Consider the following 25,961-nt stretch of genomic DNA (forward strand, 5'->3'; position numbering starts at 1 on the left):
ACACCCCGAATCCCTGTCTTCACTCAAGGAGTCTCATGACTGTTGCCACCACCGTTCGCAAAGCCGTATTTCCCGTCGCTGGCCTGGGCACCCGTTTTCTGCCTGCCACCAAGGCGTCTCCGAAGGAAATGCTGCCCGTGGTTGACAAGCCGCTGATTCAGTACGCTGTGGAAGAAGCTTATGCCGCTGGCATCCGCCACATGATCTTCGTGACCGGCCGCAGCAAGCGCGCCATCGAAGACCATTTCGACACGGCGTATGAGCTGGAGGCCGAACTCGAAGCCGCCGGCAAGAAGGAACTGCTGGCGCTGGTGCGCTCCATCCAGCCCGACGACATGGACTGCGCGTTCGTGCGCCAGCCCCGCTCGCTGGGCCTGGGCCACGCCGTGTTGTGCGCCGAGCCGCTGGTGGGCAAGGAGCCCTTTGCCGTGCTGCTGGCCGACGACCTGATGGTGGGCCCCCCAGGCGGCCAGCCCGTGCTGGCCCAGATGGCCACCGCCTTCCGCCAGCAAGGCCGCTCGGTCATCGCGGTGCAGGAAGTGCCGGAAGACCAGGTCCACAAATACGGCATCGTGGCCGGCGAGCCCGCTGGCGGCCCGCTGATCCGCATTGAACGCATCGTGGAAAAGCCCAAGGCCGATGTCGCCCCCTCGCGCATGGGCGTGGCCGGCCGCTACATCCTCACGCCCGGCGTGTTCGACGAGATCCGCAACCAGCCACGCGGCGTGGGCGGCGAGATCCAGCTCACCGACGGCATTGCCCGCCTGATGCAGCACGAAGCCGTGTACGCCTTCCAGTACGAAGGCAAGCGCTACGACTGCGGCAGCAAGGAAGGGTTTCTGGAAGCGACGGTGGAACTGGCATTGCAGCACCCGCAGGTGGGCGCGCAGTTCCGGGAATATCTGAAGACCTTGGCGCTGTAAGCCACAGTCCGGGCTCACACTGGAAGCGCCTCAAACGCTTCCAAATTAATAGCTGCCAGCGCTTATCCATAGAGCGCTGGCAGCTATTTTTTCTTAAATCTACCGACGACGCAGGATGTGGATGTATTCCTCGCCCACCGTCTGCTGCTCCACCAGCTCGTTGCCCGTCTGCTTGGCAAACGCCTGAAAATCCCGCAGCGACCCGCCATCGGTGGCCACCACCTTCAGCAACTGGCCGCTGGCCATGTCGGACAGCGCCTTCTTGGCCTTGAGGATGGGCAAGGGGCAGTTCAGGCCCCGGGTGTCGATTTCTTTGTGAATGTCCATGGTCGTCAATCCTTTGGCGGCTGCGGCGGTTGTTCGTCCAGGCCGCGCCGCCGTTCTGCATTTTCTTCAGCGGTAAAAAACACCGGCTCGTGCCCCTTGGTGCGCAGCCAGTCGGCCAGCGCGTAGCCCGTGCCCGCCGGCCAGCATTTGAGGTCTGCCAGATCGTACAGCCGGTAATCCACCAGCTCGGGCGATAACTGAACCTGCCCCGTGGCCACCACATGGTAGGCAATGATGATCTGGTTCATGCGCAGGAACTCATAGGCGCCCACCAGGGTGGTGGACTGCACGTCGAGGTTGGTTTCCTCCTTCACCTCGCGCGCAATGCCTTCCTGGGGCGACTCGCCTGCCTCCATGAAGCCGGTGATCAGCGCGAACATCTTGCCCGGCCAGGCCGCGTTGCGCGCCAGCAGCACCTTGCCGTCGATCTCGACAATCGCTGCCAGCACGGGCGTGGGGTTGTTCCAGTGGGTCCAGCCGCAGGCGGGGCAGCGCAGCCGCTCCTTGTCGCCTCCGTCTTCGGCCAGGGTGATGGGCTGTAGCGCGGTACCGCAGTGGGTGCAGTGGCGGACTTCGTAGTGCATGGTAGAGCTATCATTTTTATAGCTGCTAGCGCCTATCCATCAAGCGCTAGCAGCCAATTTCATTAAAACCTTCGAACCCGGCAGCCGACGGCCGCCTGTCACGCCGGAAACACACCGGTAGACAGATACCGGTCGCCCCGGTCGCACACGATGAACACAATGGTGGCATTGCTGTCGCGCGCCGCAATCTGCTGCGCCACCCAGCACGCGCCTGCGGCAGAGATGCCTGCAAAGATGCCCTCTTCGCGCGCGAGACGGCGGCACATGTCTTCGGCGCTGTCTTGGTTCACATAGACCAGCTCGTCCACCGTGCTCGGGTCATAGATCTTGGGCAGGTACTCTTGCGGCCACTTGCGGATGCCCGGGATGCGCGAGCCTTCCTCTGGCTGCGCGCCGATGATCTGGATGGCAGGGTTCTTCTCTTTGAGGAAACGCGACACGCCGGTGATGGTGCCCGTGGTCCCCATGGCGCTCACAAAGTGCGTGATGCGCCCGCCCGTCTGCTCCCAGATCTCCGGGCCGGTGGTTTCGTAGTGGATGCGTGGGTTGTCGGGGTTGCCGAACTGGTCGAGCACCTTGCCCTCGCCGCGCTTTTGCATGGCCTCGGCCAGGTCGCGTGCGTGCTCCATGCCGCCGCTCTTGGGCGTGAGCACAAGTTCGGCACCAAAGGCCTTCATGGTCTGTGCGCGTTCGATGGACAAGTCTTCGGGCATCACGAGCACCATGCGGTAACCCTTGATGGCCGCCGCCATCGCCAGCGCAATGCCGGTGTTGCCCGACGTGGCCTCGATCAGCGTGTCGCCGGGGCGGATGTCGCCACGCTCCTCGGCCCGGCGGATCATCGACAGCGCGGGCCTGTCCTTGACTGACCCGGCAGGGTTGTTGCCCTCCAGCTTGCCCAGCACCACATTGCCGCGCGCCGCGTTGTCCTTGGCCCCAATGCGCTGCAAAGCGACCAGAGGGGTGTTACCCACTGCATCTTCAATCGTCGGATATTTCATGCGCCCTACTGTGCCATAATTTGGGGCTTCACGAATTCCAGCCCGGGTGGTGAAATTGGTAGACGCAGGGGACTCAAAATCCCCCGCCGCAAGGCGTGCCGGTTCGATTCCGGCCCCGGGCACCACAGATAAGGCCGTACGGTTCCATAACCGTGCGGCCTTTTTCTTTTCCCCTATGGGAAGCGGCTTTGACTAGTGCATATAAGTGCGCCGAAGTGTGCCGGAATCCGGGGGTACGTGGGGGTACATTTGGGGGTGCATTTTGGAAAAGTGGGGGTACATGACCCCGATACCCCCAGGGTGCAGCCATAGGCAGCGGCGCCCCAGAATAGATGCCACGCCGAGGGACGCCACACCACAATACAACCCCCCTAGGGAGAGTCCCGCAACAGTCCGGCAACGCGGCTCGAATTACCCGCACCGGGACCACCGGGGAAGGACCCAAGCACCGCCCCACCCAGGCCATGCTTACTTACCTCTTGCCAGCGGCCAGGACTAGAAATTTTGTGGGGTGCGAATTACCCGCATCAAGGGAACCGGGGAAGGACCCGCGACGGGGGGTTACCGGTCCCCCTGACGTGCGGCGTTGCCGACCCCTTCGGGTGCCCAGTTGAGCGCGGGCGCTGCAATTCCTTCGGGGGTTACCCCTTTTTTACCGGGGACACCGGGGACAAACCAAAAATCGCACGTAACCCATTGTCATCATTGAAGAAAGCTGTCCCCGGTAGCGCCGGGGACAAACGCAATTCTGCCGGGGACACCGGGGACAAATGAATCCACTGACGTGCGCAGCCGTCCGGCAATTGATGCACTGCCTTCACTTAAGCCCCTATAGAGCCCCGTAGAACAGCGCGGCAACGCGGCTCGAATTACCCGCGCTTGGGCCACCCAGGAAGGACCCACGGCCGGAGGCTGCATGTGTCCACCGTCCACCGTCCACCCTTTCCAAACGCGATCCACTCGCCCACCAATGGGGTGCGAATTACCCTTGTGTGAAGGGGCCAGGAGGGACCCGCTGCACACGGCAGCGAGAGACACGGGGGACGGGGCGAGCCCCGCACCAGATCAATGACCAGGGCCGCGCCCTTCCCCTTGGCACCAGATGCCGTAAGCCGGGCATGTACAGCGCGAAGGGAGCTCCCGCCCCCGCCCCTCACGGGCGGCACGGCATGGCTGCAGCCGCAGGGCGAGCACGCAAAGCCCCGGCCGGGCTACCGCTCACAGATCCAGTTCAAAGATGGCAGGCGGTATCTGATAGCACCGCACCTTGCCAATGCCGGGCAGCCTGGTGCTCACGCTGTAGCGCTCGGGTTCCTTCACGGTCAGGCAGCCGTGCGACTCCAGCACGCGGCACACAGCCAGATGGTCGAAGCCCTGGCAGATTTCAGCCTTGAACGTTTCAGCCAACACGAAGTATTCAAAGCTGACGCCCTCGCCCAGCGTGGCGGGCATGCGCTCGCCATACTCCCGCTGGTGCTCGGGGTCGCTCTTGATGGGCTCACCATCGGCATTCAACATGCGGCGCACGCCGGCACGTTGCAGAGTCTTGGGGGCGTGGTCATCAGCAGCCCGGTGCCACATGGCAAAGCGCCCATCGCCGTGCGTCTCCAGAAACCGGCGCACAGCCCGCAGCATGGCCACCACCTCACCATTGCCAGCGCCACCACGGGCAGCCAGCCATGCGTCAAAGCATGCGCGTGCACCGCGTTCGCTCTCGCCCGCTGGCCAGCCCGTAAGCCCCGCTTCGGTGGCCAGTTCGCCAGCCACACCCACCAGCGCAAAGCGGGCGCCCACGCGCTCCACCTGGCCCGATGCTCCCTGCGGTATCCACTCCCGGGCCAGCGTCTGCACAGCCGTGCGCAGGCGCTTGGGCAGGCTGTCGGCATTGGAGCAGGCCCATTCAACGAAGGCCCGGCCTGGTGCGCCGTGGCATGCCTGCGCCTCACGGGCCAAGTGGCTGGAGAACGCAGCCCCGCCCGCAAAGTCGTGCAGATGCTCGAAAGCCCCCAGCCCCGCGCCTGCATCGGCCGGTATGTCCGCCATCCGCACTTCTTGACCCGTGCGCGTGCGCTTCATGCCTTCGGCCATGTGGTCAGCCAGCCCCAGCTCGCCAGCCGACAGGAACAGCAGGCGCCAGGACAGGCGGGCACGTGGTGCACCGTTGCGGGTGGCGCGTGCCTTGCTCTGTTCATTGGCCAGCATGTAGGCGCACTCGCCCGCCACCTTGCCCTCTACCTGCGCAAGTTCATCCAGGATCAGCAATGAATCGCAGTGCTGCGCGGCGATGGCTTCAAGCGCGTTGTCGGTGGTGCGCCAGCGCTGCATGTAGCTGGGGCCGCCGTACACGCTGGCAGCCAGGCGCAGCGCCGTGGTCTTGCCGCTGCTGCTATCACCCCGGATGTGAAAGCCCCCGCTCTCCATGCCTGCAGGGCGCAGCAGCGGCCCCGCAAAGGCGCAGGCCACCGCAAAAACCAGCCGGGAGTTACCCACGCACAGAGCCCCGATGCGTTCACGCCAGGCGGCTGCATCGTGCTTTACGCGGAAGGTGTTTTCCATCTGGCTTTCGCTCTGGAACACGATGCGCTCGGCATCGTCGCCGATGGTTTCATGGGGCAACACAAAGGCGCGGCCGTGCCAGCCGATGCGGTCGGTGCAGCTTGCAAACTCGCCCGGCTGGCGGGTCTGTATGTACTGGGTCAGCAGGTTGCGGGCTGCAGGCGATGGGGCAATGCGAAGCCCCATGTTCAGCAGCGCGGCGCGGTATTCGCCCCCGTCGCCAGACAGCATGCGGGCGGGCATGGCCCATTGCTTGGGCTTGCCCAGTGGGTCGGCAAAGGCCAGCAGGTAGCCCCAGCCTGCGCCGTCCTGGTCGCGGGTCAGGGCCTGCACATCGAGGCGGCTGCACACCCATTGCGGGGCCTTGGGTTGCCCCTCCTTGTCCACGCCCGCATACCACACACCCGAATCGTTGACGGTGAAGGGGTCGAACGGGCGGCCGTCGCTGGGGGGCTCATTGCCCCCGCCGTGCCCACCATCGGCTCCGTGGGGCTCGCGTGGTGTGCGTGTGCTGTCCTTGCCTCCTTTGGTGCTTTGCGCGGCCTGCTGGGCGCGTTCGCCCTGCTCTGCCTGGTGCGCTGCAATGGCGGCCTCTACGCAGGCGCCCACGGCCTGCAGGCCCTGCGCCTGGTGCATGTCGTTGAAGTCGCTGCCACCATCGGGCAGGCTCTCGGGGAACACCGCCAGGCCGCGCACGGCACGGGCTGCGGCTTCGGCCTTCACGCGGCCGGTGTTGGTGCCGGTGCGGGCTTCGGTGGCGCGGTCATCATCGCCACACAGCACCAGCAGCGCGGTGCGGTGTTGCTGGCGCAGGGCCTTGGCAACGTGGGCAAGGTTGCCCGCATCAAAGGCCACAGCCACGGGGCGGCCGGTGGCCTGGTGCACGCTGGCGGCCGTGGCGTAGCCCTCGGCAACCAGCAGCACCGGAGCCCCCGCAGGATCACCGCACCAGTGCCACAGCCCCGACTTGCGCCCGCCCTTCAAAAACAGTTTGTCGGTGCCATCGGCCGGGCGCTCTGGTGCTATGCGTTGCAGGTTCCACAGAGCCCCCGCAGCATCGCGCAGGGGCACCAGTACGCAGCCATCGGGAGCAAAGCGCACACCGTGGGCCTGCACACCCTTGCGGGTCAGATAGGGGCTGGCGCCGGTATCGCTGGCAGCATCCCACTGTGCCACCGCATCGGCCGCTGCAGCCGCGTGGGCGGCCTGCTGGCGAGCTTGCTCTGCCTGCTGGCGCTCTACCCTCTCGCGTTCACGCTGCGCCAGCACCTCGGGGCTCGGGGCGGCCGGGGCTTCGCTGGCCTTGGGCAGCACAAAGCCGTGTTCTTTGGCCAGGTGCAGCAGGGTGCCGATGCCCACCCCGCCGCCTGCCTTGATGCTGCGCCAAGTGCTGCGCGTGGCGCGTGGGTCATGCCCGTCTGCGGTCGCACTCCATGCCTCGAACAGGTCTTGGCCCGTGGCGTCGGGGAACTCGCTTTTGATGGCCATGCCCACCCGCGCCCATTCGTCACGCGACAGGCTGGCGGGGATGTGCGCCAGGGCAGCGCGGATCAGGCCGGGGGTGATGGTTGTTCGTGTCATGAGGGCATGAATAGGTCGGGCTGGGCGCGTGGGCGATGCAACAGCGTGTAGGTGCGCACCTTGCGGGTGCGGGTGCCACCAGCACAGGGCACCTCTCGCCAGCCGCGTGCAAGGCCGTAGCCCATGCCGTAAAGGTCGATGCGCTCCATGTCGGAAAGCACCTTGGAAATGCAACCGGTGTCACACACGGCGTCTATTTCCTTTTGCGTGCTGGCGGGGTGCTTTTCGAGGAAGTCCGCCACACGAACAGCCTGCAGGGGGCGGGTGTCGTCTTGGGGCTTTGGTACTAACATTTCAGCCCCTCACGTGTACCGTGGCGAAAGGTCATCTGCCGCCAGGACCACGAAACCAGCACGCAGTGCGCGGGGCTTTCCCGGCTCCGATTCAGCCAGCAGATCGCCGGACCTCACGCTATGCACCCGCATCACGCAGCGGGCATCTACAGTGACCCGGCGCCGCTCAGCGCCCGGGGGCTGATACCTCACGGTCAGTAAGGGTCTGCCATGCGCCCGGCGCTCCACAAAGGCCGCAGCCTCCGGGCGCTTCGCATACATTTCGGCAGCGTCCGTCTCGGCAATGATTTCCCCGGTTTCTGGGTCCAGTTCCAGCAGCCAGCCAGGCCAGAGCAAAAGCACCCGTACTGGCGCATGCCCCTTGCGCCGCCACAGCGCAGAAAAAAGCACCCCATCGGCAGGCACTGCCGCAGACATGCGCTCGGCGTCACGCTGCAAACGCACGCGGGCGGCATCATGGGCTGCATTCAGGACCTTGGATGCAGCGCCATCTTGTACAGTCGGGCGGCTCATTTCTGCACCTCCTGAGCCCCTGCAATGCGAGCTTGCACCCAGGCCAGCACGGCAGATTCAGGCCACGCAGCCATGCGTGCAGTGATGCGCACGCAGGGCGGGAACTTGCCTTCTTTCATGAGCTTGTAAATGGTGCTTTTCTTGCAGCCGGTGGTTGCCTCCACGTCGGGCAGACGCAGCAGCCGATCACGCGGAACAACGGGTTTGACGGTGTGAACCACTTGCATGAGGGGAAAGTCCTTTCATGTTTGCCGGTGCATCCGTTGTGGTGCACGCAGGGCATGGCGAGACTTTCAGCAATGCACCCTGAATACGTCGCGGTGCATTTAAGGAGCATGCGTCCGCAGCAGCCCGCACAGAGTGCAGGGCGCTCGCCAGAAGGCGGGCCCCTGCACCCTGCGTGGCACCCTGAAACGATGAAACGGAGCTATGCCGTCTTTCTGCCGGAACGCACTTGGACCACGCCAGGTAACGGGGAGGCCACTTTCACCGGGGGAGACCGCTTGCGGTCGCTGAACAGCGCTTTTTTGAGCGGCGTTCGGGGTGCAGCTCCACCGATACCAAGCTCACGGCCCATAGCATTCAGGGCCTCAGATTCCATGACACCAGCAGCCATGCGCCGGGCAAGCTCTGCCTTGCCAACGTCGATCTGGTTACCAATCGCCCAGCTTGGCCCCTTCTTACTCCCGCCTTCACCCTTAGTGTTGGCCTTGCGATAAGCCACCAGCGCAGGGAAATCGGACAAGGGAAAAGGCGAATCCTCACCCGCTTTGGTATCGGCACTCGCGGGTGGCCACGCCACACCACGCACGGCGAACCACGCGAACACATGGGGGCTCGGCTCCAACTGCTGCGCCGTAAGCCATGCAGCGAAAGCCTGAGCACCTATGCGGTATTCAAGCCTCGCCGTCTGCGCAGAAGGGCTGCGCTGGGGCTGCTGGGGCACCCGTCGCTGCGTCCGTAGCGTGCCACCGAGGAACTCTCTTTCAGTCCATTCCGGCTTGGCGTCAATTGCCCAGCGATCAGCGACCATTGGGATTGGGCGGAATACATCATCGTCCTGCTGGCGCTCTGGGGGCTCCACCGAAAGTGCCACACACTCCAACTGCCCGGTGGTGCAAGCCTCAGTTATCGCATCTCGCAATGCCAAGCAACCGCTGCGCCCCTTGTTGTCCCCCTGGTCCCAAGGTCGCTGCAGCGCTGCCAGATGTTGGGGCTCCATGGCTTCGGGCCACCCAGCCTGTTTTTGCACTGGGGTGAAGACCCTACGTGCACCCCATATCGCCATAGCGTCACGCCATCGAAGATCAACAGCCATGATTTCCCCTTAGATCAAACCTTGCTCTGCCATGCTCAGCGCCTGCGTGCCACCCACGATCACATGATCCAGCACGCGCACATCAACAAGCGCCAGCGCCTGTTTCAGGGTGTGGGTTAGGGCTTCATCTGCCCTGCTGGGCTGCAAGCTACCACTTGGGTGGTTGTGGGCCAGGACAACCGCAGCCGCTCTGTGCTGCAGAGCTGCACAAACAATCTCACGGGGGTACACGCTCGTTTGCGTGAGGGTTCCTGAGAAGTGCCGCTCGAAAGCGATGCCCCTGTTTTGGGCATCCAGGTACAGCACTGCGAAGTGCTCGCACGGCTCGCCAGCCAGATGCAACATCAAGTACTGTTTCACAAAATCGGAGCTGTCAAACACGTCCCCGGGTCCGCGTATGTATGCCCCAAGAATCTCAAGAGCCCGCTCAATCACGGCGCTCTCACGGGCACGCAGTCCACGGCGCAAACTGCTGGATCCATGAGCCACGCCATAGGCGTGCATGGATTCCCCAGCCCTTGGACGCGGGAGCGGTACCGGGCGCTTCGGGGCTCTGGTGGTGGCTGTAGTTGTCATGGTTCAGGCCCTACCTTGCAGCGCATCAGCACCGGCCAGCAGCTCAGCAGCCACGGCCCGCGCTTGCTCGGGTGAGAACTCAAGATGCACGCTCATGAAGTCACGCGACATGCACAAATCGACAAGGCGAGTTGACCGCGTTGCAGCGATGCTCAAATGCACGCCGCCGGGCAGGTTTGCAGACGACTCGCGCACCCGTAGCGATCCGGCTTCATGCTGGCGCGTGATGAAGGCGATGCCACTCATGCTGCACCCCCTTGCGTGCAGGGGCTTGTGCACACGTCTGCACTGCCCAGGCTGCGCAGCGCGGCCAGGGCTTGCACTGCCTTGCGGGCAGCGCCTGGCACATTCGCCTCAGGCTGGCGCAGGTAGTGCAGCGCCATGGCCAGAGCGTTGTGCGCATCGGCATACAACTGAATAGGGTCTGTGGGGGCTCCAAGGCGGGCGCCTTGCGAGCTGGTGGGCGCAGCGCTGCGGCTGGCCAGGGGGAGGACGGGTGTCATGGCTTCTTGCTCCTTGTCGAGACTTGAAACCACCGCATGCGTTCCTACGCGCATGGGGTGGACGGGATGTTAAGAACACGGGACAAGCCGTGCGCCAGGCGTTACCGCTGTGGCCATCCCGCCCGAAACCAAGCGTACGGCCGAATGCCGCACGCACTGAATACAGACGTGACAAAACCTCACTATCGGGGAGGTTGCGCCGCTTGTCCAAAAGGTGTTCTTACGCACCGGCCCCGGTCGGGGGTTGAAGGCATTATGCACGGAGGAGGCAGGCATGGCTACCTATGATTCGCGCGTTGTGAAGGGCTGGCGATCACGCATGGAAGATGAAGTGGCCGAGTTGCGCCGCCGCATGTGGCAGGCACCTGCGCGGGTCGTGTATACGGTTGGGCTAGAGACGCCACGCAACGGCGATCCAGCAGGGCATGAGCGCTGGTTCCATCGTGAGTTCGGGGAGGAGCGAGCGCTTGCAAAGGCTGCACTCCAGCGGTTCAGATTCGCGCAAGCGGAGATTGAGCAGAGCGAGATAACCGAAGACCAGCGCGAGGCACGCAGAGCCTATTTCAGAGCTTGGAGAGCGCGGCAGTCCGACGATTGGCGCAGGACGCAAACCATACAGAAACGCGCTCGCAGGGCCGCCGATCCAGAGCGATACAAGGCCATCGACCGCAGGCATGAACTACGTCGCAGGGACGAACGCAACGCCCAACGCCGCGCCGCCTACGCGACCAATCCAGAGACACACCGGGCGAAGGTGAACGCACGCCGGGCCGCCAACAGGGAGCGAGCGCGAGCCACTGCACGTGCAGCCTATGCGCGTCGAAAGCTCAGTCAGCTACCCCCTGGCTGAACTCGCCACCCACCTTGGGCGGCACAAGGTAGGCGGCATGTAAGCGCTGCAACTCCAAAAGCAGGCCCAGGTGTTTCGGCACCCATGCGGGTATCTCCACACCCTCATTGCGCCAGCGGCTGGGCGTGTTGCGGTGCAAGCCCGTGGCCCGGCAAAACTCGCTCACCTTCCAGCCCAGCGACTGCAGGGCCACGTCCAGTTCTTCAATCGTCATGGGGGTTTCGTGGTTTGGCATGCGCAGCATTGTCGCACCACTCCCGATAGTGTGCTAAAACATATGCAAACACGCACACTATTTAACATAACGCTCGTCGTATATGGTGCGCATTGTGGACAACTTCAGCACATTACCGGGAAACCAAGCATTCATGCGGGTTTGCAGGCGATGTGCATTTGCTTATTTTTTGTGCACCATAGCGGGAAAAGTTATCCACAGCGATACGACAGAGCCCCGCCCATTGCACAGAAGCGCGGCGCGAACGTTCCGCAGAGCGTTTTCCCACGGGGCTCAGTCGGATCCGAGCAATCGGCAAATTTAGGGAATGATTCTCAATAAGAATTTTTGCTACGTCATGACCCTAAAAATGCTGGGCCGCCCGCAGGTGGTGGCGCCAAGGGAAGGCCCTCACGCGCTCATTTCCACCGATGTGCATGCGTGTGCAACACAGCCAGGCGCCGCGCATCCTGCACCGCTGCGCTGCCGTGGCAGCGTTGCCCGTCAGTAGATGGGCAGAGCGGGCACCCTTTGAAGGGCTGGGGCGGGGTTCAATGGGTATGAATGTATGAATGAATTTCACTATTCAATAAATATTCCCTTTGTCCCCGCTTTGTCCCCGGCCCGTCCCCGGTTTGTCCCCGGTAGGTATTTCCTGCAAACCCGCATGGCTGCTGGATTCGGGCCATTTGTCCCCGTGTCCCCGGCACTTTTGGCGTTCATAGTGCCGAAGGAAATCCTAAGCAGCCCCATGCGCCCATGAAAAAAGGGCCCTGCGGCCCTTTGTGGTTCCTGCTTTTCACACTCGATTCGGTTCCAGGTTTTCAGTCATGCGGCCCTGGTGGGCATCTTCACCACGTTGCCCGCCTTGCGGCCGTCCAGGTAGTCCGCCCACCACTGCATGAGGCGCTCGCGGTCCTTCATGTAGGTGCTGCGGTGGTAGGCCGCCCGGATTTCGTTTTGCTCCTTGTGGGCAAGCTGGCGCTCGATCACATCGGGGTTCCAGCCGCACTCATTGGCCACCGTGGAGAACAGCGCCCGGAACCCATGGGCCGTGGCCGTGTTCTTGTAGCCCATGCGGGCCAGGGCCGAATTGAAGGTGTTTTCGCTCAGAGGCTTGCTGGGGTAGACGGGGCTCGGGAAGGCCAGCTCACGCCCACCGCTCAAGGCCTGCATGCTGCGCAGCACCTCCACGGCCTGGCGCGACAGGGGCACGCGATGCTCTGCCCGCATCTTCATACGCTCGGCAGGGATCACCCACAGCGCCGCGTCTAGGTCGAACTCTGCCCACCGTGCGCCGCGCACCTCACCCGGGCGCGTGGCCGTGAGGATCACCATGCGCAAGGCGTGCACCGTGTGGGGGTCGCCTTCATATGCGTCCAGCTTCTTCAGGAATTCGGGCAGCTCCTTGTCTGCCATGGCGGCGCGGTGTTGCACCTCGCGGGGCTTGAGGATTTCAGACAGCACCAGGTCAAGCATGGGGTTCGTGGCGATGCGCTCATGGATCACCGCCCAGCGGTACACGGCCTTCACACGCTGCAGCACGCGGCCCGCCTGGTCGGCTGCACCCCGTTTCTCGATCTTCACGATGGCTTCCCGCACTTCACCCGGCTTGATGCTGGCCATGGGCCGGGCACCCAGCGTGGGGAATATGTCAGCCACCAGCGATGCCAGGATGCGCCCGGCGGTGTCAGGCTCCCACCGGCCCGCCTGGTGCTGGTGCCAGTCGCGGGCCACGGCTTCAAAGGTATTCGCCGCTTCGTGGGCGGCCTGCGCCTTGCCTGCCTTGCGCAATGCGCCGGGGTCGCCGCCGCTGGCCAGCACTGTGCGGGCGTCTGCAGCCTGCTCGCGTGCATCCTTGAGCCCCACGGCGGGATACACGCCCAGCGCCAACAGCTTCTCTTTGCCGCCGTGCCGATACTTCAAGCGCCAGTACCTGCCGCCCGCCTTGGTCACATCCAGGAACAGCCCGCCGCCGTCGAAGTGCTTACCGGGCTCGGTCAGGTTGCGCAGTTTGGCGTCTGTCAGCTTCATGGTGGGGGGTATCCTTCGCAGTCTGGGGGTACATTTGGGGGTACATTCCGCAAAAAGTCAAACCACACCCAGCATTCATGCGGGTTCCGAGGCAGAGTTTGGGTGCGGCCCCGGCACCACGAACAAGTCCGTAAGAGCGCAGGCTCTTGCGGACTTTTTTCTTGCGCCTTGGAAATCAGGACCTTAGCTGCCCACACCCGCCCAGACCCGCCCAGACCTATCCATCCCATCCGCAACGGGTGGGGGCATATCTAGGGGCACATTTTCAAAAAAGGGGGCACATTGATATGTTCCCGGTGCCCACAGCCAGTACCTCTGCGATACCGATCGCCTTGTCGTGGCAGAGGCCATCGCAGTGCCCCGCTCAATCCTTGAGAACCACCCCCAGCGCAGCGAGCTTTTCCGCATACGAATCCCTGCGCTTCGCTGCTTTGGCCGCCGTATCGACAGCCGCCTGAATGGCTTTTGGGCCCTTGGCGCCGACAGCCTTGATGAGGCCCTGCTTGTGAGCGGCGTCAGCCTGCGCCCTTTTGAAAGTGGCGATCAGCTCGGCATGGGCAACAGGTTGATTCACAGGGGCTTTCCATTTTCTAAAGTGCCATTTTCAGCGCGTTATTTTTTGGAGGGGTCTGCGAGGCCGCAGTCACCGGCACACAGAGCCCAACCAGCCCCACACCCCGGGTTCATTTTTACGGCTGCCATCTGGCATGGAAATCTCTCACCCCGCAGCGTGACGCCGAGTCTGCGGCCCGTGGCGCGGCTCCTGCAGCCCATTCATCGTCTAGCGATTTGCTTCGCTTTTCAACTTGCGCAACTGCTCCTCGGCAGCTTCAAGCTCTGCCCTGAGCGCTCGGACTTCCTTCTCCAGCCTTTCAATATTCGCCGTGTGGCCCTGATCAACCGCGAGCGGCTGACAACTCGATTGCAGCGCCGCCAGTTGGTCAGCCAGTTGCCTACGTAGCAGCATCTGCCCCTTGGATCGCGCGACGTCCATGCGTTTTTCGACGTCAGCCTTTTCTGCAGTGCACGACGTGTGGTTGTCCACCGGATTCGCGGACTGTGCAATGGCGAAACCTGCCACGGTTATCGCGATGACCAAAGTGCAATAGCCGCTGAAACGCATACAAGTAAGTACCTGAGGGAGTGGGGGCTGAGCATGACAGCAATTGGCGCGGGCGACCTCGATGCCACACGCGGGACATGGTCGGGCGTCACAGGCGACCCTGAGCGGCTTCAGGGGCAACGCGGCCTTTTGTTCATCTCTTGTTCGTATTTCTACCGTCCAACGCTCACTGCGCCGCCAGCACCAGAAAGTCCTGCTCATACCCCTTCACCGACTGCACTGCTTTCAACCGCTGCGCAGCCGTCATCGCGTTGTGCACGTTAGAGAAGCCTTCGCAGCCCTCTTCCACCAGCGCCTGCGCATAGCGCTGGTAGGCCGCGTCGGGCGATGTTTGAAAACGTGCGAGGTAGCCGCGCAGCAGGCTCCGGGCCTGGTCGGTGTTGGTGCGGTCTTCGGCGATTTTCTGCAGCACCTGCACCAGGTCTTTCTGGCGGCGCAGGCGTTCGGCATAGGTGCGCTGTGGGTCAAAGGACGACTGGGCGATGAAGGTGCGCAGTGCGGATTTTTGCGATTCGTCCAAGGCGCCGTAGAAGCCTTCGGCGCGGGACAAGAGCTGCTTGAAGCGCTGCTCTCGCAGCTTGTCGGGCGTGATATCTACCCATTCCTTCTTCCAGTCGGCGTTGCTGTCGGCCTGCTTCTTTTGCAGGTTGCGGATCTGGGTGTCGGTGAGCTGGGCGGCCAGCCAGGCCAGTTTGGGTTCGGCCTGGGCGATGACCTTGTCGATCTGGGTGCGCACCGCGTCGTAGGTGCGGCAGGCCTGGCCGGGCGATATGGCGGATGGCAGTTGTTGCTGTACTTTTTGCAGCAGCTCGGCATGCCGGGGCAGCATGGTGTCACGGTGCCACTGGTGCAGGTCGCCCAGTTCGTCGCGCACGCGCTCGGTCTGGGTTTCTGACAGGCCGAGGTAGCTGTTCAGCTGCCAGTAGGCCAGGTGCGGCACCTGGTTGTAGGCCAGCTTGACAGTGCTGCAGCCTTGCAACAGCAGACCACATGCCGCCAGGGTGGCAACACACAGTGCTTTGCGAATCAGGGACGGTGCGCGCACAGAAGCTCCTCGTGAAGAAAGGAAAGCAAGAGAGGCAGGATAGGGCCAATGCTGCACGGCGAAATTTGCGGGCTGCAATACCCCGCCAACTGCGCGAGGATTGGCGACAGCTCCGGCACTGTGGAGCAGGCGGCGGTGTGACCTATCCATCGGGGGCGCTCTGCGGCGCCTTGGGGCTAGTGTGGTGTTGCATGCTTGACGGCACATTGAAAACCGATGGATTCTTTGGCCAGGGCAAGGCGCAAACCACAGCGATACCCGTAGGTATCGCGCGGATTTGCAACGCAGCCCTGGTCGAAAAGACGCGGTTTCAAGTGCCGGATAGCGTGCAACACCAAGCTAGTTGTCTTGTCGGCGAATCAGTTGCCGACCGCTGGGCGTAATGGCCAGTTCGCCGCCAGAGCCTTTGGTGATGAAGCCCCATTCGAGCAGGCGGCCAGACACGTGGTCCTTGAGCGCATGGGGCAACGTAATGACTTGGCCCATTTCGAGTTGTTTGAGGGTCTCGATCTCGTCCACGGTGGGGTCGAAATGCGGGGCATGGTAGGTGGTCATGGGGTCACTCCCGGATCGGTATGCGCAGACAGACTCCAGCGCCACCAGATTAGTTCAGCCCCTGGGCGGATGCAAGCGCGTCATCCCTTGCCGTCTGCCCCGGCGACCGGCGGCACTCCGCCTGCCGCCGCTGCCATGCCCTGCAGCCACCGTGCAAACGCCCCCAACACCGGCGGCTGGGCTTGCGCGGGGCTGATGAGGTAGTAGGCACGCTCGCCACGCAGCGGGCGGTTGCAGGCCACCACCAGCTCGCCGCTGGCCAGTTCGGCCTCGATCAACAAAGGCGGCATCAGCGCCACGCCCATGCCATGCGTGGCGGCCACGGCCAGCATGGAGAACAGCTCGTAGCGCGGGCCATCCAGCGCATGCGGGGCATCCACACCCATCGCATCAAACCACTGGCGCCAGCCATAGGGGCGTGTGCTTTGCTGCAGCAGCGGCAGGTCGGCCAGCGCCTCGGCAGCGATCGGCTGGTGGGCGCGGCCGCGGCCCCGGGGCGCGGCGGATTCGAGCAGGCGGGGGCAACACACGGGCACCACGTCTTCGTGCATGAGCAGCAGGGCCTGCACGCCGGGCCAGTTGGCGACCTGCTCGGGGGTGCCTGCATACAAGGCGGCATCGAAGGTGGTGTCGGCAAACAGAAAAGGCCGCGTTTGCGTGTCGATGTGCACCACGATGTCCGGATGCTCCTGCGCCAGCAGCGGCAGGCGTGGGATGAGCCAGCGCGTGGCAAAGGTGGGAACTGCGGCCAGCGACAGAGTGCCACCCTCGCCCTGGTGGGCCATCACGTCCAGCGTATCGCGCTCCAGGCCCTGCAGCCAGCGCGCCACCTGACGGCCGTAGTGGGCGCCCGCAGGCGTCAGCACCACGCCGTGGCGCGTGCGGCGAAACAGCTGCACGCCCAGAAACTCTTCAAGCGCCTGGATCTGGCGGGACACGGCGCTTTGCGTGAGCGACAGCTCCTGCGCAGCGCGGGTGTAGCTCTCGTGGCGGGCGGCGACCTCAAAGCACGCGAGGGCCTGGGTCGACGGAATGTTGCGACGCATGATGAAGAGGAACTTGTGGAAAGAAAACCAGCCATTGAGGCAGTCTGCGGCAAGTATTTCATACATTCCACAAAAGCATATCTGGATGAAAAGAACTCGCTTGCGGGCCACTAGCCCAAGGCCTACGATGCGTTCCAGATTCGTTTCTTTTCTTCCCCCTCTTTCCGACCTGGAGACACACATGGCCCACGCCGCTTTTCAATGGGATGACCCTTTCCTCCTGAGCCAGCAACTGACCGACGACGAGCGCGCCATCCAGGCCGCTGCCGCCGCCTACTGCCAGGACAAGCTGGCACCCCGCGTGCTGGACGCCTTCCGCCATGAAAAGATGGACGTGAGCATCTTCCGTGAGATGGGCGAAGTGGGCCTGCTGGGCCCCACCATCCCCGAGCAGTACGGCGGCCCTGGCCTGTCGTATGTGGCCTACGGCTTGATCGCCCGCGAGGTGGAGCGCGTGGATTCGGGCTACCGCTCTATGGCCAGCGTGCAGTCGTCGCTGGTGATGGTGCCCATTCATGAATTCGGCACCGAAGCACAAAAGCAGAAGTACCTGCCCAAGCTCGCCACCGGCGAGTGGATCGGCTGCTTCGGCCTGACCGAGCCCGACCACGGCTCCGACCCCGGCAGCATGGCCACGCGCGCCTACAAGGTCGATGGCGGCTACAAGCTCAAGGGCAGCAAGATGTGGATCACCAACAGCCCCGTGGCCGACGTGTTCGTGGTCTGGGCCAAGGAAGTGTCCGAAGGCGGCGCCGTGGGCCCCATCCGCGGCTTTGTGCTGGACAAGGGCATGAAGGGCCTGACGGCCCCCGCCATCCACGGCAAGGTGGGCCTGCGCGCCTCCATCACCGGCGAGATCGTGATGGACGACGTGTTCGTGCCTGAAGAAAACGCCTTCCCTGAAGTGCAGGGCCTCAAGGGCCCCTTCACCTGCCTGAACAGCGCGCGCTACGGCATCGCCTGGGGCGCGCTGGGTGCGGCCGAGTTCTGCTGGCACACCGCCCGCCAGTACACGCTGGACCGCAAGCAGTTCGGCCGCCCCCTGGCTGCCAACCAGCTCATCCAGAAGAAGCTGGCCGACATGCAGACCGAGATCGCCATCGGCCTGCAGGCCTGCCTGCAGTTCGGCCGCATGAAGGACGCGGGCACGGCCAGCGTGGAAGGTACCTCCATCATCAAACGCAACAGCTGCGGCAAGGCGCTGGACATTGCCCGCCTGGCGCGCGACATGATGGGCGGCAACGGCATCAGCGACGAGTTTGGCGTGGCCCGCCACCTGGTGAATCTGGAAGTGGTGAACACCTACGAAGGCACACACGATGTGCATGCGTTGATTCTGGGCCGTGCGCAGACGGGCATTGCGGCGTTCGCGAACTGAGCCCTGCACCAACTCCCCTCTCCCCTCGCGGGAGAGGGGCCGGGGGAGTGGGGGCAGCGGCGCATGCGGTGTGCCTGATCGCCCCCTCTCCCCCACCCTCTCCCGCGAGGGGAGAGGGAGTTAAACGGGGTTCTCATACGCACATTTCAAGTATTTTTGGCTGCTAGCGCTTGATAGATAAGCGCAAGCAGCTATCAATTTAATAGTAAACCACTCCTCCATGACCACACCCTCCCCCAACGCTGGCGCCCTCGCGGGCATCAAGGTGCTCGACCTCTCCCGCGTGCTCGCAGGCCCGTGGTGCACGCAGATCCTGGCCGACCTGGGCGCGGATGTGGTCAAGGTGGAGCGCCCCGGCGTGGGCGACGACACGCGCCAGTGGGGCCCGCCCTTCTTGAAAGACGCAGAGGGCAACGACACGAACCAAGCGAGCTACTACACCGCCTGCAACCGCAACAAGCGCTCGGTGACCATCGACATGGCCTCGCCCGAAGGCCAGGCGCTCATCAAGCAGATGGCGCTGGAAGCCGACATCGTGGTGGAGAACTTCAAGGTCGGTGGCCTGAAGCAATACGGCCTGGACCAGACCAGCCTGCGCGCGCTCAACCCGCGCCTCATCTACTGCTCCGTCACCGGCTTCGGCCAAGACGGCCCGTACGCCGAGCGTGCAGGCTACGACCTCATGGTGCAGGCCATGACGGGCCTCATGAGCATCACTGGCCAGGCCGACAACCTGCCCGGCGGCGGCCCCATGCGCGTGGGTGTGGCCGTGATCGACCTGTTCACCGGCCTCTATGCCAGCAACGCCATCCTGGCCGCGCTGCATGTGCGTGACAACGCCACCAATGGCACCGGCCAGGGCCAGCACATCGACATGGCGTTGCTGGACGTGGGCATGGCCGTGCTGGCCAACCAGGCCTCGGGCTTCCTCGCCACCGGCAAGGCGCCCGGCCGCATGGGCAACAACCACCCCAGCCTCGCGCCCTACCAGGACTTCCCCACGCAGGACGGCAACATGCTGCTGGCCATCGGCAACGACGGGCAGTTCCAGCGCTTTTGCGCCGCAGCCAACCAGCCCCAGTGGGCCAACGATCCGCGCTATGCCACCAACACACTGCGCGTGCAAAACCGCGCCGAGCTGATCCCCGCCATGGAGGCCGTGACCCGCACGCGCACCACGGCCGACTGGATCACGCTGCTGGAAGACAAGGCCGTGCCCTGCGGCCCCATCAACACCATCGCCCAGGCGTTTGACGACGCGCAGGTGCAGGCCCGTGGCCTGGCCGTGACGCTGCCGCGCTGGAAGGACGGCGAGGCCGCCAGCGACAACGTACAGCAGATCACCGGCGTGGCCAGCCCGCTGCGCCTGTCGGCCACGCCACCGGTGCTGCGCAACGCCCCGCCTGCACTGGGCCAGCACACCGACGAAGTGCTGCGCGAGATGGGGCTGGACCCAGCGCGCATTGCGGCGCTGCGGGCCAGCGGGGTTTTGTAGCCAGACCCACACGGCATCGGCCTGCGCGACGCCTCGCCATGGAACGGTCTTGCCCTGACCGGCAAGGCCGTTTTGTTTTCGCTGCCTGAATCCAATCAGGCACTGGCGCTTATCCATCAAACTCCAATAGCTATCAATTTGAGAACAACGCAAGAGGCTCGCGGCGCCCGCCAGTGCTTGCCCCTCGGCAAAAAAGGCATATACAAAAAATTACACAGTTCTCCATAATGGCAGCGGGAATCTCTCCGGCGCGGCGCACAGCACGCGCTGGTTGACCGAGACGAAAGGCACAGTAGGACAGCCGCCGCAACCTACGGAGGATGTCGGGCTGGGCCGCATGCACCTTGCACCGCCCCAGCGGCGAATCGTGGACCCCACAGGAGTTCTCCATGAAGCTCAGCCTCAAGCTCCCCCTTGCCTTCACCGTGTCGCTGCTTTTGCTGTTTGCGGCGGCGCTGTTTGGCATCAGCCGCCTGAACCAGGCGCTCGACACCTACCAGACCACCGTGGCCCAGAGCTTTGAGCACGAGCGCATGGCGGCGGACATGCTCAACAACTTCAAGGTGCAGGTGCAGGAGTGGAAGAACGTGCTGTTGCGCGGCAAGGACCCGGCCCAGCTCACGCGCTACTGGGCAGCGTTTGAAAAGCAGGAAAAGGCCATCAAGGACGAGGCGCAAAAGCTCATCGCCGCCCTGCCCCCCGGCGAAGGCCGTGAACGCGTGCAGCAGTTTTCCCAGGCCCACGAACGCATGGGCGCGGCCTACCGCAAGGGGTTTGAGGCCTTCAAGGCCGCCGACCACGACCCGCAGGCGGGCGACAAGGCCGTGGCGGGCATGGACCGCGAGCCCTCGCAGCTGCTGGACCAGGCCGGTGGCCTGATCGCCAAGGCCAGCAGCGAAGTGGCCGAGCGCGCCGCCAAAGCAGCGCAGCGCGCCACCACCATCAGCCTGGTGGTGATGCTGGTGGTGTGCGCCCTGGGCATTGCGGGCGCCATTGCCTTCAGCCGCACCGTAGTGAACCCGCTGGACAACGCGGTGCGCGTGTCGCAGGCCGTGGCCAGCGGCGACCTCACCGTGGCACGGCAAGTGCAGGGCAAGGACGAAATCGCCCTGCTGCTGAATGCCCTGCACGACATGCATATCAGCCTGTCGCACGTGGTGAGCAATGTGCGCAACAACGCCGACAGCGTGGCCGCCGCCAGCACCGAAATCGCACAGGGCAACAACGACCTGAGCGCCCGCACCGAGCAGCAGGCCAGCGCGCTGGAAGAAACCTCGGCGTCGATGGAGGAGTTGAGTTCCACCGTGCAGGCCAATGCCGAAAACGCGCGCACCGCCAACCAGCTGGCCGTGAACGCCAGCACCGTGGCCGTGCAGGGCGGCGATGTGGTGGCCGAGGTGGTGACCACCATGAAAGGCATCAACGACAGCAGCAAGAAGATTTCCGACATCATCAGCGTGATCGACGGCATCGCCTTCCAGACCAACATCCTCGCGCTGAACGCCGCCGTGGAAGCAGCCCGCGCGGGCGAGCAGGGCCGGGGCTTTGCGGTGGTTGCCAGCGAGGTGCGCAACCTGGCCCAGCGCAGCGCAGACGCCGCCAAGGAGATCAAGACCCTGATCCACGCCAGCGTGGAGCGCGTAGAGCTGGGCACCACGCTGGTAGACAAGGCGGGCGCCACGATGAGCGAGGTGGTCAGCGCCATCCGCCGTGTGACGGACATCGTGGGCGAGATCAGCGCCGCCAGCAGCGAGCAAAGTGCAGGCGTGGCCCAGGTGGGGGACGCCATCACCGAAATGGACCAAGCCACGCAGCAGAACGCGGCGCTGGTCGAACAGAGCGCGGCAGCTGCCGACAGCCTGAAGGTGCAGGCGCAGCAGCTGGTGCAGGCGGTGGCGGTGTTCCGACTGGCGGACACCGAAGCCAGCGCCCCCACACGCGCCCACTTGCCAGTGCCCGGGCCGCACCAGCCCCGTCTGGCCGCTGGCTGAGGCGGCGCAGAAATTCCAGGCCAAATCGACCTCTAGCGCTTTACCATCAAGCGCTAAAAGCTATCCAAAAGATAGCAATCAAAAAGCCATCGGCTCAGGCCTCTGCCAGCACCGGCGAAGCCTGCTGCACGGAGGCCAACGTGGGCGAGGCCAGCTTGCGCAGGTAGGCCATGGTCTGCAGGCAGGCCTGGGCCACCTCGGTGCCCTTCTTCACGAAATGCTCGCGAAAGAAGCGCACATGGTCTTCGTGGTCGTGAAAGTCGCGCGGGGTGAGCACAGCCGACATCACGGGCACCTCGGTGTCGAGCTGCACGCGCATCAGGCCGTCGATGACAGCGGTGGTGACGAACTCGTGGCGGTAGATGCCGCCGTTGACCACCAGCGCGCAGGCCACGATGGCATCGTAGCGCCCGCTGCGCGCGAGCTTGCGGGCCAACAGCGGGATCTCGAACGCACCAGGCACGTCGAACAGCGCCACCTGCGCGGGGGGCAGGCCGTGGCGGTCGAACTCGGCCAGGGCCGCGTCGCGCGCCTGGTGCACGATGTCCTGGTGCCAGCTGGCACTGATGATGGCCACGCGGGCGCCACGGTGTGCGGCGACGGGGGCCAGGGGGGAAACGGAAGGTGAAGAAGACTGATTCATGGGTTCCTCAAAACAGGTCATACCAGAATCAGGGCGCGCGCGAACACGGCGCCTGCACAGGGCGGCGCAGGCCTCACGGCGCTTGCGAGCGGGCAAAAAACACGCAGGCAAACGCCAAGGGCCCAGCCACCCATAGCGGGTGCTCTAGGGATGTCCTGCATAACTCCCTGCGGTCCTTGATAGCGCGGTCTCGGGCGGTCCGCTGCGTTGCTTTTCTTGCCAATAGCCGCGCTGTTGGCTGCAAAAAGTCGCCTTGCGGCCCATCCCGATCCGCACTACCACCGACTCGCGAGGGTTATGCAGGACATCCCTAGTTTCGCGATCTCTTTCATCCGGACTGTGACCGTCGGCTCTGGCATCGCACCAGATCTGCTGACCCTGCAGGCCTGTTCCGAAGAACGGCACCGCAGGCGCTCGCGGGCTCTTGTTGGCTTTTCAGCCCTCAAATACCGCCGGTGGGGAATTCCACCCCGCCCTGAGAACGCTGTCGGCCCCGAAGGTCATTCGGGGCCGACGGATGGGATTTTAGGTGGCAGCAGCGCGGCACGCCGTCGCGAACGCGATTGCCTGCACTGGCAGTGGCGGCTTGTGCGACCTGCACACGGCCGTTTTGACGCGGTCTGCTCAACGCACGCGCTGAAACCCACCTTCGGCCCAGGCCGCCGCGCTGGCGGGCGTGAGCTTGAAGGTGGGCGGCGCGGACGCACGGGCAACCTCTTCACCCAGATCGTCCTGCGCGCTCAGCGTGGCCGTGGCGCCTTCCTCGTCGGGCACGATGGCCAGCGCTACGCGCAGGCGCTGGCCGTCTGCGGTAGTGATGTGCACGCTCTTGTTCAGCTGCGCGTGCAGTTGCTGCTCATGGCGGCGCACCACCTCGCTCGCGGTCTTGACCAGGGTGTGGAAGGCCGACACATCGAGCGGCTTGGGGTTCTTCTTGTCACGCCCCATGGTCCAGGGGCCGACCAGCGCGGGCTCGGCCTCGCCCTTCAGCGTCATGGACACGGCCCAGCCATCGTCGTCTTCGTTCTTGATGACCTGCGCCGTCCAGCGACCATCGCTCCAGCAGCGGGGTTCCTGGATGGTGTCGGGCGTGTCGGGTGCGTCGGTCATGGAGAAAAAGGTCTGGATGGCGGGAAAGGGCGCAGAGCATAACGGCAGGGCCCGGTAGCCTGGATTTTCAATAACCATTGGTTATCGAAAAAGGCCGTGCATAGCGCAGGCCTGGTCACTCCCCCAAAGCGTCCGGCGCCACGCCCGCCGCCTCGCGCAGCACATCGATAAAGGCCTGTGCCGAAGGGGTGGGCGGCTCGCCCAGCCGGGTGATGAGGCCGTAGCTAGGCATGCGGTCGGGCAGCTCGACGGGGATGCGCGAGAGCAGGCCCCGGTCCACGTATTTCTGGATCAGCGCGGCGGGCTGCAGCGACATCATGTGGGTGGTGTTCATCAGCTCCAGCGCAAACAGGAAGGACGGCGTCTCCACCACCCCCGCCGTGAGCGCCAGGCCCGCGCCGCCAAACAGGTCGTCCGACACCTTGCGCACCGCCGTGGAGGCGGGGTACAGAATCCACGGCCAGTGGGCCAGCTCGGTCAGCGACAGGTCGGTGGCGCCGCGCAGCGGGTGGTGCTGCCCACCCACCACATGCAGCGGCTCGGCGGACAGGTGCTCGTAGTGGAACTGGCTGCGCTGGTCCTCGGTGGTGAAGCGGCCAATCATCAGGTCGATCTTGCGCTCGGCCAGCCAGGCGATGAGCTGGTCGCTGCTCTGCTCCAGGATCTTGATGACCAGCAGGGGCCGCAGGCGCTGGAGCTCCACCACCGAGGCCACCAGCACATGCGCGGCCGAGCCGGTGATCGCGCCCACCGTCACATGGCCATGGCCGCCCTGCTTGAGGGCGTTGAACTCGTCCACAAACTTGCGCTGCCCATCCAGCGCCGCGCTGGCGTAGCGCAGCGTGAAGAGCCCCAACTCGTTGGGCCGCATGCCGCGCGAAAGGCGGTCGAACAGGCGCGCCTCCAGGATCTCCTCGATGTCCATGAGGATCTTGGTGGCCGCAGGCTGCGTGACGTGCATCTGCTCGGCCGTCAGCCGCAGGTTGCGCGTGCGGCCCAGGATGTCCAGAAACTGCAAATGCCGAAAGCGCAGCCGCGCGCAGGCCTGCGCCAAAGACAAGGGTTTACCCGGAAATTCGTCTGGACTCATAAGCATTTGGAATGGATTGTCGCAAAACATTCAGTGGACCCAGGGGTTCGCGAAACCTAACCTTCGCCTTGCGTTCAAGACGGCTTGCCAAAAAGCTGCACACGCCGACGACCTCGCCAGCGGGGCCCCGCCATTCCAACGGAGACAAGACACCATGCAATTCAATTCCCTCGCTAAATCCTTGGCGCTTGCTGCCACGCTGCTGGCCGCCTTTGCCGCCCCCGTCGCGGCCCAAGTCAAGGAACACACCTTCAAGGTCGGCATTGGCCTGAGCGACGACCACCCGCAGGCCCAGGCCGTGCGTCACTTTGCCGAGCGCCTGCAGGCCAAGAGCGGCGGCAAGATGAACGCCAAGCTGTTCGCCAGCGGCGCCTTGGGCAACGACGTGAGCATGACCTCGGCCCTGCGCGGCGGCACGCTGGAGATGACGATTCCCGATTCGTCCACGCTGATGTCGCTGATCAAGCCCTTTGGCGTGCTGAATCTGCCGCTCACCTTCAACACCGAGGCAGAAGCCGACGCCCTGCTCGACGGCCCCTTCGGCCAGAAGCTGCTGGCCATGCTGCCGGACAAAGGCCTGATCGGCCTGGGCTTTTGGGAAAACGGCTTCCGCCATGTGACCAACTCGCGCCGCCCCATCAACACGGCCGACGATCTGGCGGGCCTGAAGCTGCGCGTGATCCAGAGCCCCCTGTTCCTCGACACCTTCAACGCGCTGGGCACCAACGCCACGCCCATGCCGTTCACCGAGCTGTACACCGCCATGGAACAAAAGGCCGTCGACGGCCAGGAGAACCCGCCTGCCACCATCCTGGCCAGCAAGTTCTATGAGGTGCAAAAGCACCTGGTGCTGTCGCGCCACATGTACAGCGCGTGGGTGCTGCTCATGTCCAAGAAGACCTGGGATGGCCTCTCGGCCGACGAAAAGAAGATCGTGCAGGAGGCCGCCCGCGAGGCCACGGTGTTCGAGCGCAAGACCATCCGCGCCTTCAGCGAAACCGCCCTGGGCGAGCTGAAAAAGGCCGGCATGCAGATCACCGAGCTGCCCGCCGCCGAGCAGGCCAAGCTGCGCACCAAGCTGCAGCCCGTGCTGGCCAAGTACGGCAGGGAGTTTGGTGAAGAGACCACCAGCGAAATGATGGGCGAGCTGGCGAAGGCCCGGGGCGGGAAGTAAGCGATTCGCCTCCCGGGGCGCAGCTGGTTGCAGCTGCG

Annotated in this window: 25 protein-coding genes, 1 tRNA gene, 1 pseudogene and 1 riboswitch; of the genes and pseudogenes, 6 read left to right on the forward strand and 21 right to left on the reverse strand. The window is 64.3% G+C overall.

Features of this window, described 5'->3' with window-relative positions; genetic code table 11:
• The first annotated feature begins 35 nt into the window (after window positions 1–35).
• Window positions 36–923 carry a UTP--glucose-1-phosphate uridylyltransferase GalU gene (gene galU, locus NFX52_RS10640; protein ID WP_055401640.1) on the forward strand — a complete coding sequence of 296 codons (888 nt, stop codon included), beginning with the start codon at window positions 36–38 and terminating at the stop codon, window positions 921–923.
• A gap of 99 nt (window positions 924–1,022) precedes the next feature.
• Here galU and NFX52_RS10645 read toward each other — a convergent pair whose 3' ends face one another.
• The 3 genes from NFX52_RS10645 to cysM all read right to left on the reverse strand — a co-directional run bounded on the left by NFX52_RS10645 (window position 1,023) and on the right by cysM (window position 2,835).
• Window positions 1,023–1,250: a sulfurtransferase TusA family protein gene (locus NFX52_RS10645; RefSeq protein WP_010459874.1), complete on the reverse strand. Its 228-nt coding sequence runs from the start codon at window positions 1,248–1,250 to the stop codon at window positions 1,023–1,025.
• Between the two features lie 5 nt (window positions 1,251–1,255).
• Window positions 1,256–1,834 (reverse strand): NUDIX domain-containing protein, encoded by a 579-nt coding sequence (locus tag NFX52_RS10650; protein ID WP_055401638.1) that lies wholly within the window; start codon window positions 1,832–1,834, stop codon window positions 1,256–1,258.
• Window positions 1,835–1,932: 98 nt separating this feature from the next.
• Window positions 1,933–2,835, reverse strand: coding sequence for a cysteine synthase CysM (cysM, locus tag NFX52_RS10655; RefSeq protein WP_055401636.1), 903 nt, complete (start codon window positions 2,833–2,835; stop codon window positions 1,933–1,935).
• Between the two features lie 40 nt (window positions 2,836–2,875).
• Between cysM and NFX52_RS10660 the strand changes: the two genes are divergently transcribed.
• Window positions 2,876–2,960: transfer RNA gene (locus NFX52_RS10660), tRNA-Leu, on the forward strand.
• A 1,093-nt stretch (window positions 2,961–4,053) separates the two neighbouring features.
• Here the strand turns inward: NFX52_RS10660 and NFX52_RS10665 are convergent.
• From NFX52_RS10665 to NFX52_RS10735, 15 genes and pseudogenes are all read right to left on the reverse strand, one after another.
• Window positions 4,054–6,972, reverse strand: a complete 2,919-nt coding sequence (locus NFX52_RS10665; protein WP_055401635.1) for a DUF927 domain-containing protein — start codon at window positions 6,970–6,972, stop codon at window positions 4,054–4,056.
• Window positions 6,969–7,265 (reverse strand): hypothetical protein, encoded by a 297-nt coding sequence (locus tag NFX52_RS10670; protein WP_156358847.1) that lies wholly within the window; start codon window positions 7,263–7,265, stop codon window positions 6,969–6,971. Before NFX52_RS10670 ends, NFX52_RS10665 begins: the two co-directional genes overlap by 4 nt.
• Before the next feature lie 9 nt (window positions 7,266–7,274).
• Window positions 7,275–7,778 (reverse strand): hypothetical protein, encoded by a 504-nt coding sequence (locus NFX52_RS10675; RefSeq protein ID WP_055401630.1) that lies wholly within the window; start codon window positions 7,776–7,778, stop codon window positions 7,275–7,277.
• The gene (locus tag NFX52_RS10680; RefSeq protein WP_055401628.1) at window positions 7,775–8,005 is read right to left on the reverse strand and encodes a helix-turn-helix transcriptional regulator; all 231 of its coding nucleotides are present in this window, start codon (window positions 8,003–8,005) and stop codon (window positions 7,775–7,777) included. Before NFX52_RS10680 ends, NFX52_RS10675 begins: the two co-directional genes overlap by 4 nt.
• A gap of 200 nt (window positions 8,006–8,205) precedes the next feature.
• Entirely contained in the window at window positions 8,206–9,096 is an 891-nt protein-coding gene (locus tag NFX52_RS10685) for a hypothetical protein (protein WP_156358846.1), read from the reverse strand.
• Window positions 9,097–9,105: 9 nt separating this feature from the next.
• A pseudogene (locus NFX52_RS10690) lies at window positions 9,106–9,588 on the reverse strand (JAB domain-containing protein); the annotation flags it as partial.
• A gap of 87 nt (window positions 9,589–9,675) precedes the next feature.
• Entirely contained in the window at window positions 9,676–9,918 is a 243-nt protein-coding gene (locus NFX52_RS10695) for a hypothetical protein (RefSeq protein ID WP_055401622.1), read from the reverse strand.
• Window positions 9,915–10,175 carry a hypothetical protein gene (locus tag NFX52_RS10700; protein WP_055401620.1) on the reverse strand — a complete coding sequence of 87 codons (261 nt, stop codon included), beginning with the start codon at window positions 10,173–10,175 and terminating at the stop codon, window positions 9,915–9,917. Before NFX52_RS10700 ends, NFX52_RS10695 begins: the two co-directional genes overlap by 4 nt.
• Before the next feature lie 827 nt (window positions 10,176–11,002).
• Window positions 11,003–11,239: a helix-turn-helix domain-containing protein gene (locus tag NFX52_RS10705; RefSeq protein WP_156358845.1), complete on the reverse strand. Its 237-nt coding sequence runs from the start codon at window positions 11,237–11,239 to the stop codon at window positions 11,003–11,005.
• 828 nt (window positions 11,240–12,067) lie between these two features.
• On the reverse strand, window positions 12,068–13,273 hold the full coding sequence (locus NFX52_RS10710) for a tyrosine-type recombinase/integrase (RefSeq protein WP_055401615.1): 1,206 nt from the start codon (window positions 13,271–13,273) through the stop codon (window positions 12,068–12,070).
• Window positions 13,274–13,637: 364 nt separating this feature from the next.
• Window positions 13,638–13,847 carry a hypothetical protein gene (locus NFX52_RS10715; protein WP_010459877.1) on the reverse strand — a complete coding sequence of 70 codons (210 nt, stop codon included), beginning with the start codon at window positions 13,845–13,847 and terminating at the stop codon, window positions 13,638–13,640.
• Window positions 13,848–14,054: 207 nt separating this feature from the next.
• Window positions 14,055–14,396 carry a DUF1090 family protein gene (locus NFX52_RS10720; protein WP_082437615.1) on the reverse strand — a complete coding sequence of 114 codons (342 nt, stop codon included), beginning with the start codon at window positions 14,394–14,396 and terminating at the stop codon, window positions 14,055–14,057.
• 166 nt (window positions 14,397–14,562) lie between these two features.
• On the reverse strand, window positions 14,563–15,441 hold the full coding sequence (locus NFX52_RS10725; protein ID WP_055401613.1) for a DUF6279 family lipoprotein: 879 nt from the start codon (window positions 15,439–15,441) through the stop codon (window positions 14,563–14,565).
• A gap of 339 nt (window positions 15,442–15,780) precedes the next feature.
• The gene (locus tag NFX52_RS10730; protein WP_055401611.1) at window positions 15,781–15,996 is read right to left on the reverse strand and encodes a hypothetical protein; all 216 of its coding nucleotides are present in this window, start codon (window positions 15,994–15,996) and stop codon (window positions 15,781–15,783) included.
• 80 nt (window positions 15,997–16,076) lie between these two features.
• Window positions 16,077–17,042 carry a LysR family transcriptional regulator gene (locus NFX52_RS10735; RefSeq protein WP_055401667.1) on the reverse strand — a complete coding sequence of 322 codons (966 nt, stop codon included), beginning with the start codon at window positions 17,040–17,042 and terminating at the stop codon, window positions 16,077–16,079.
• Between the two features lie 181 nt (window positions 17,043–17,223).
• Between NFX52_RS10735 and NFX52_RS10740 the strand changes: the two genes are divergently transcribed.
• From NFX52_RS10740 to NFX52_RS10750, 3 genes are all read left to right on the forward strand, one after another.
• A complete protein-coding gene (locus tag NFX52_RS10740) occupies window positions 17,224–18,420 on the forward strand; it encodes an acyl-CoA dehydrogenase (RefSeq protein WP_055401610.1) in 1,197 nt (398 codons plus the stop codon).
• Between the two features lie 220 nt (window positions 18,421–18,640).
• A complete protein-coding gene (locus tag NFX52_RS10745; protein WP_055401608.1) occupies window positions 18,641–19,915 on the forward strand; it encodes a CaiB/BaiF CoA transferase family protein in 1,275 nt (424 codons plus the stop codon).
• 389 nt (window positions 19,916–20,304) lie between these two features.
• The gene (locus NFX52_RS10750) at window positions 20,305–21,906 is read left to right on the forward strand and encodes a methyl-accepting chemotaxis protein (RefSeq protein ID WP_055401665.1); all 1,602 of its coding nucleotides are present in this window, start codon (window positions 20,305–20,307) and stop codon (window positions 21,904–21,906) included.
• Between the two features lie 94 nt (window positions 21,907–22,000).
• Here the strand turns inward: NFX52_RS10750 and NFX52_RS10755 are convergent, their stop codons facing one another.
• From NFX52_RS10755 to NFX52_RS10765, 3 genes are all read right to left on the reverse strand, one after another.
• A complete protein-coding gene (locus NFX52_RS10755; RefSeq protein ID WP_055401605.1) occupies window positions 22,001–22,549 on the reverse strand; it encodes a 6,7-dimethyl-8-ribityllumazine synthase in 549 nt (182 codons plus the stop codon).
• Between the two features lie 316 nt (window positions 22,550–22,865).
• Window positions 22,866–23,036, reverse strand: a riboswitch (FMN riboswitch).
• 137 nt (window positions 23,037–23,173) lie between these two features.
• The gene (locus tag NFX52_RS10760; protein ID WP_055401663.1) at window positions 23,174–23,659 is read right to left on the reverse strand and encodes a hypothetical protein; all 486 of its coding nucleotides are present in this window, start codon (window positions 23,657–23,659) and stop codon (window positions 23,174–23,176) included.
• A 115-nt stretch (window positions 23,660–23,774) separates the two neighbouring features.
• The gene (locus tag NFX52_RS10765; protein ID WP_055401603.1) at window positions 23,775–24,749 is read right to left on the reverse strand and encodes a LysR family transcriptional regulator; all 975 of its coding nucleotides are present in this window, start codon (window positions 24,747–24,749) and stop codon (window positions 23,775–23,777) included.
• Window positions 24,750–24,903: 154 nt separating this feature from the next.
• On the opposite strand from NFX52_RS10765, the gene NFX52_RS10770 reads away from it, so the two are divergent.
• Window positions 24,904–25,923 (forward strand): TRAP transporter substrate-binding protein, encoded by a 1,020-nt coding sequence (locus NFX52_RS10770; protein WP_252635633.1) that lies wholly within the window; start codon window positions 24,904–24,906, stop codon window positions 25,921–25,923.
• Window positions 25,924–25,961: the final 38 nt, after the last annotated feature.

Source organism: Acidovorax facilis, assembly GCF_023913775.1.
Classification (GTDB): domain Bacteria; phylum Pseudomonadota; class Gammaproteobacteria; order Burkholderiales; family Burkholderiaceae_C; genus Acidovorax; species Acidovorax facilis.

Coding starts and splice junctions, on each gene's coding strand:
- NFX52_RS10730 (WP_055401611.1), bottom strand. CDS start 15,996: ATGACCACCTACCATGCCCCGCATTTCGACCCCACCGTGGACGAGATC.
- NFX52_RS10750 (WP_055401665.1), top strand. CDS start 20,305: ATGAAGCTCAGCCTCAAGCTCCCCCTTGCCTTCACCGTGTCGCTGCTT.
- cysM (WP_055401636.1), bottom strand. CDS start 2,835: ATGAAATATCCGACGATTGAAGATGCAGTGGGTAACACCCCTCTGGTC.
- NFX52_RS10760 (WP_055401663.1), bottom strand. CDS start 23,659: ATGACCGACGCACCCGACACGCCCGACACCATCCAGGAACCCCGCTGC.
- NFX52_RS10645 (WP_010459874.1), bottom strand. CDS start 1,250: ATGGACATTCACAAAGAAATCGACACCCGGGGCCTGAACTGCCCCTTG.
- galU (WP_055401640.1), top strand. CDS start 36: ATGACTGTTGCCACCACCGTTCGCAAAGCCGTATTTCCCGTCGCTGGC.
- NFX52_RS10650 (WP_055401638.1), bottom strand. CDS start 1,834: ATGCACTACGAAGTCCGCCACTGCACCCACTGCGGTACCGCGCTACAG.
- NFX52_RS10665 (WP_055401635.1), bottom strand. CDS start 6,972: ATGACACGAACAACCATCACCCCCGGCCTGATCCGCGCTGCCCTGGCG.
- NFX52_RS10735 (WP_055401667.1), bottom strand. CDS start 17,042: ATGCGTCGCAACATTCCGTCGACCCAGGCCCTCGCGTGCTTTGAGGTC.
- NFX52_RS10685 (WP_156358846.1), bottom strand. CDS start 9,096: ATGGCTGTTGATCTTCGATGGCGTGACGCTATGGCGATATGGGGTGCA.
- NFX52_RS10670 (WP_156358847.1), bottom strand. CDS start 7,265: ATGTTAGTACCAAAGCCCCAAGACGACACCCGCCCCCTGCAGGCTGTT.
- NFX52_RS10745 (WP_055401608.1), top strand. CDS start 18,641: ATGACCACACCCTCCCCCAACGCTGGCGCCCTCGCGGGCATCAAGGTG.
- NFX52_RS10765 (WP_055401603.1), bottom strand. CDS start 24,749: ATGAGTCCAGACGAATTTCCGGGTAAACCCTTGTCTTTGGCGCAGGCC.
- NFX52_RS10705 (WP_156358845.1), bottom strand. CDS start 11,239: ATGACGATTGAAGAACTGGACGTGGCCCTGCAGTCGCTGGGCTGGAAG.
- NFX52_RS10710 (WP_055401615.1), bottom strand. CDS start 13,273: ATGAAGCTGACAGACGCCAAACTGCGCAACCTGACCGAGCCCGGTAAG.
- NFX52_RS10770 (WP_252635633.1), top strand. CDS start 24,904: ATGCAATTCAATTCCCTCGCTAAATCCTTGGCGCTTGCTGCCACGCTG.
- NFX52_RS10755 (WP_055401605.1), bottom strand. CDS start 22,549: ATGAATCAGTCTTCTTCACCTTCCGTTTCCCCCCTGGCCCCCGTCGCC.
- NFX52_RS10680 (WP_055401628.1), bottom strand. CDS start 8,005: ATGCAAGTGGTTCACACCGTCAAACCCGTTGTTCCGCGTGATCGGCTG.
- NFX52_RS10720 (WP_082437615.1), bottom strand. CDS start 14,396: ATGCGTTTCAGCGGCTATTGCACTTTGGTCATCGCGATAACCGTGGCA.
- NFX52_RS10675 (WP_055401630.1), bottom strand. CDS start 7,778: ATGAGCCGCCCGACTGTACAAGATGGCGCTGCATCCAAGGTCCTGAAT.
- NFX52_RS10740 (WP_055401610.1), top strand. CDS start 17,224: ATGGCCCACGCCGCTTTTCAATGGGATGACCCTTTCCTCCTGAGCCAG.
- NFX52_RS10695 (WP_055401622.1), bottom strand. CDS start 9,918: ATGAGTGGCATCGCCTTCATCACGCGCCAGCATGAAGCCGGATCGCTA.
- NFX52_RS10700 (WP_055401620.1), bottom strand. CDS start 10,175: ATGACACCCGTCCTCCCCCTGGCCAGCCGCAGCGCTGCGCCCACCAGC.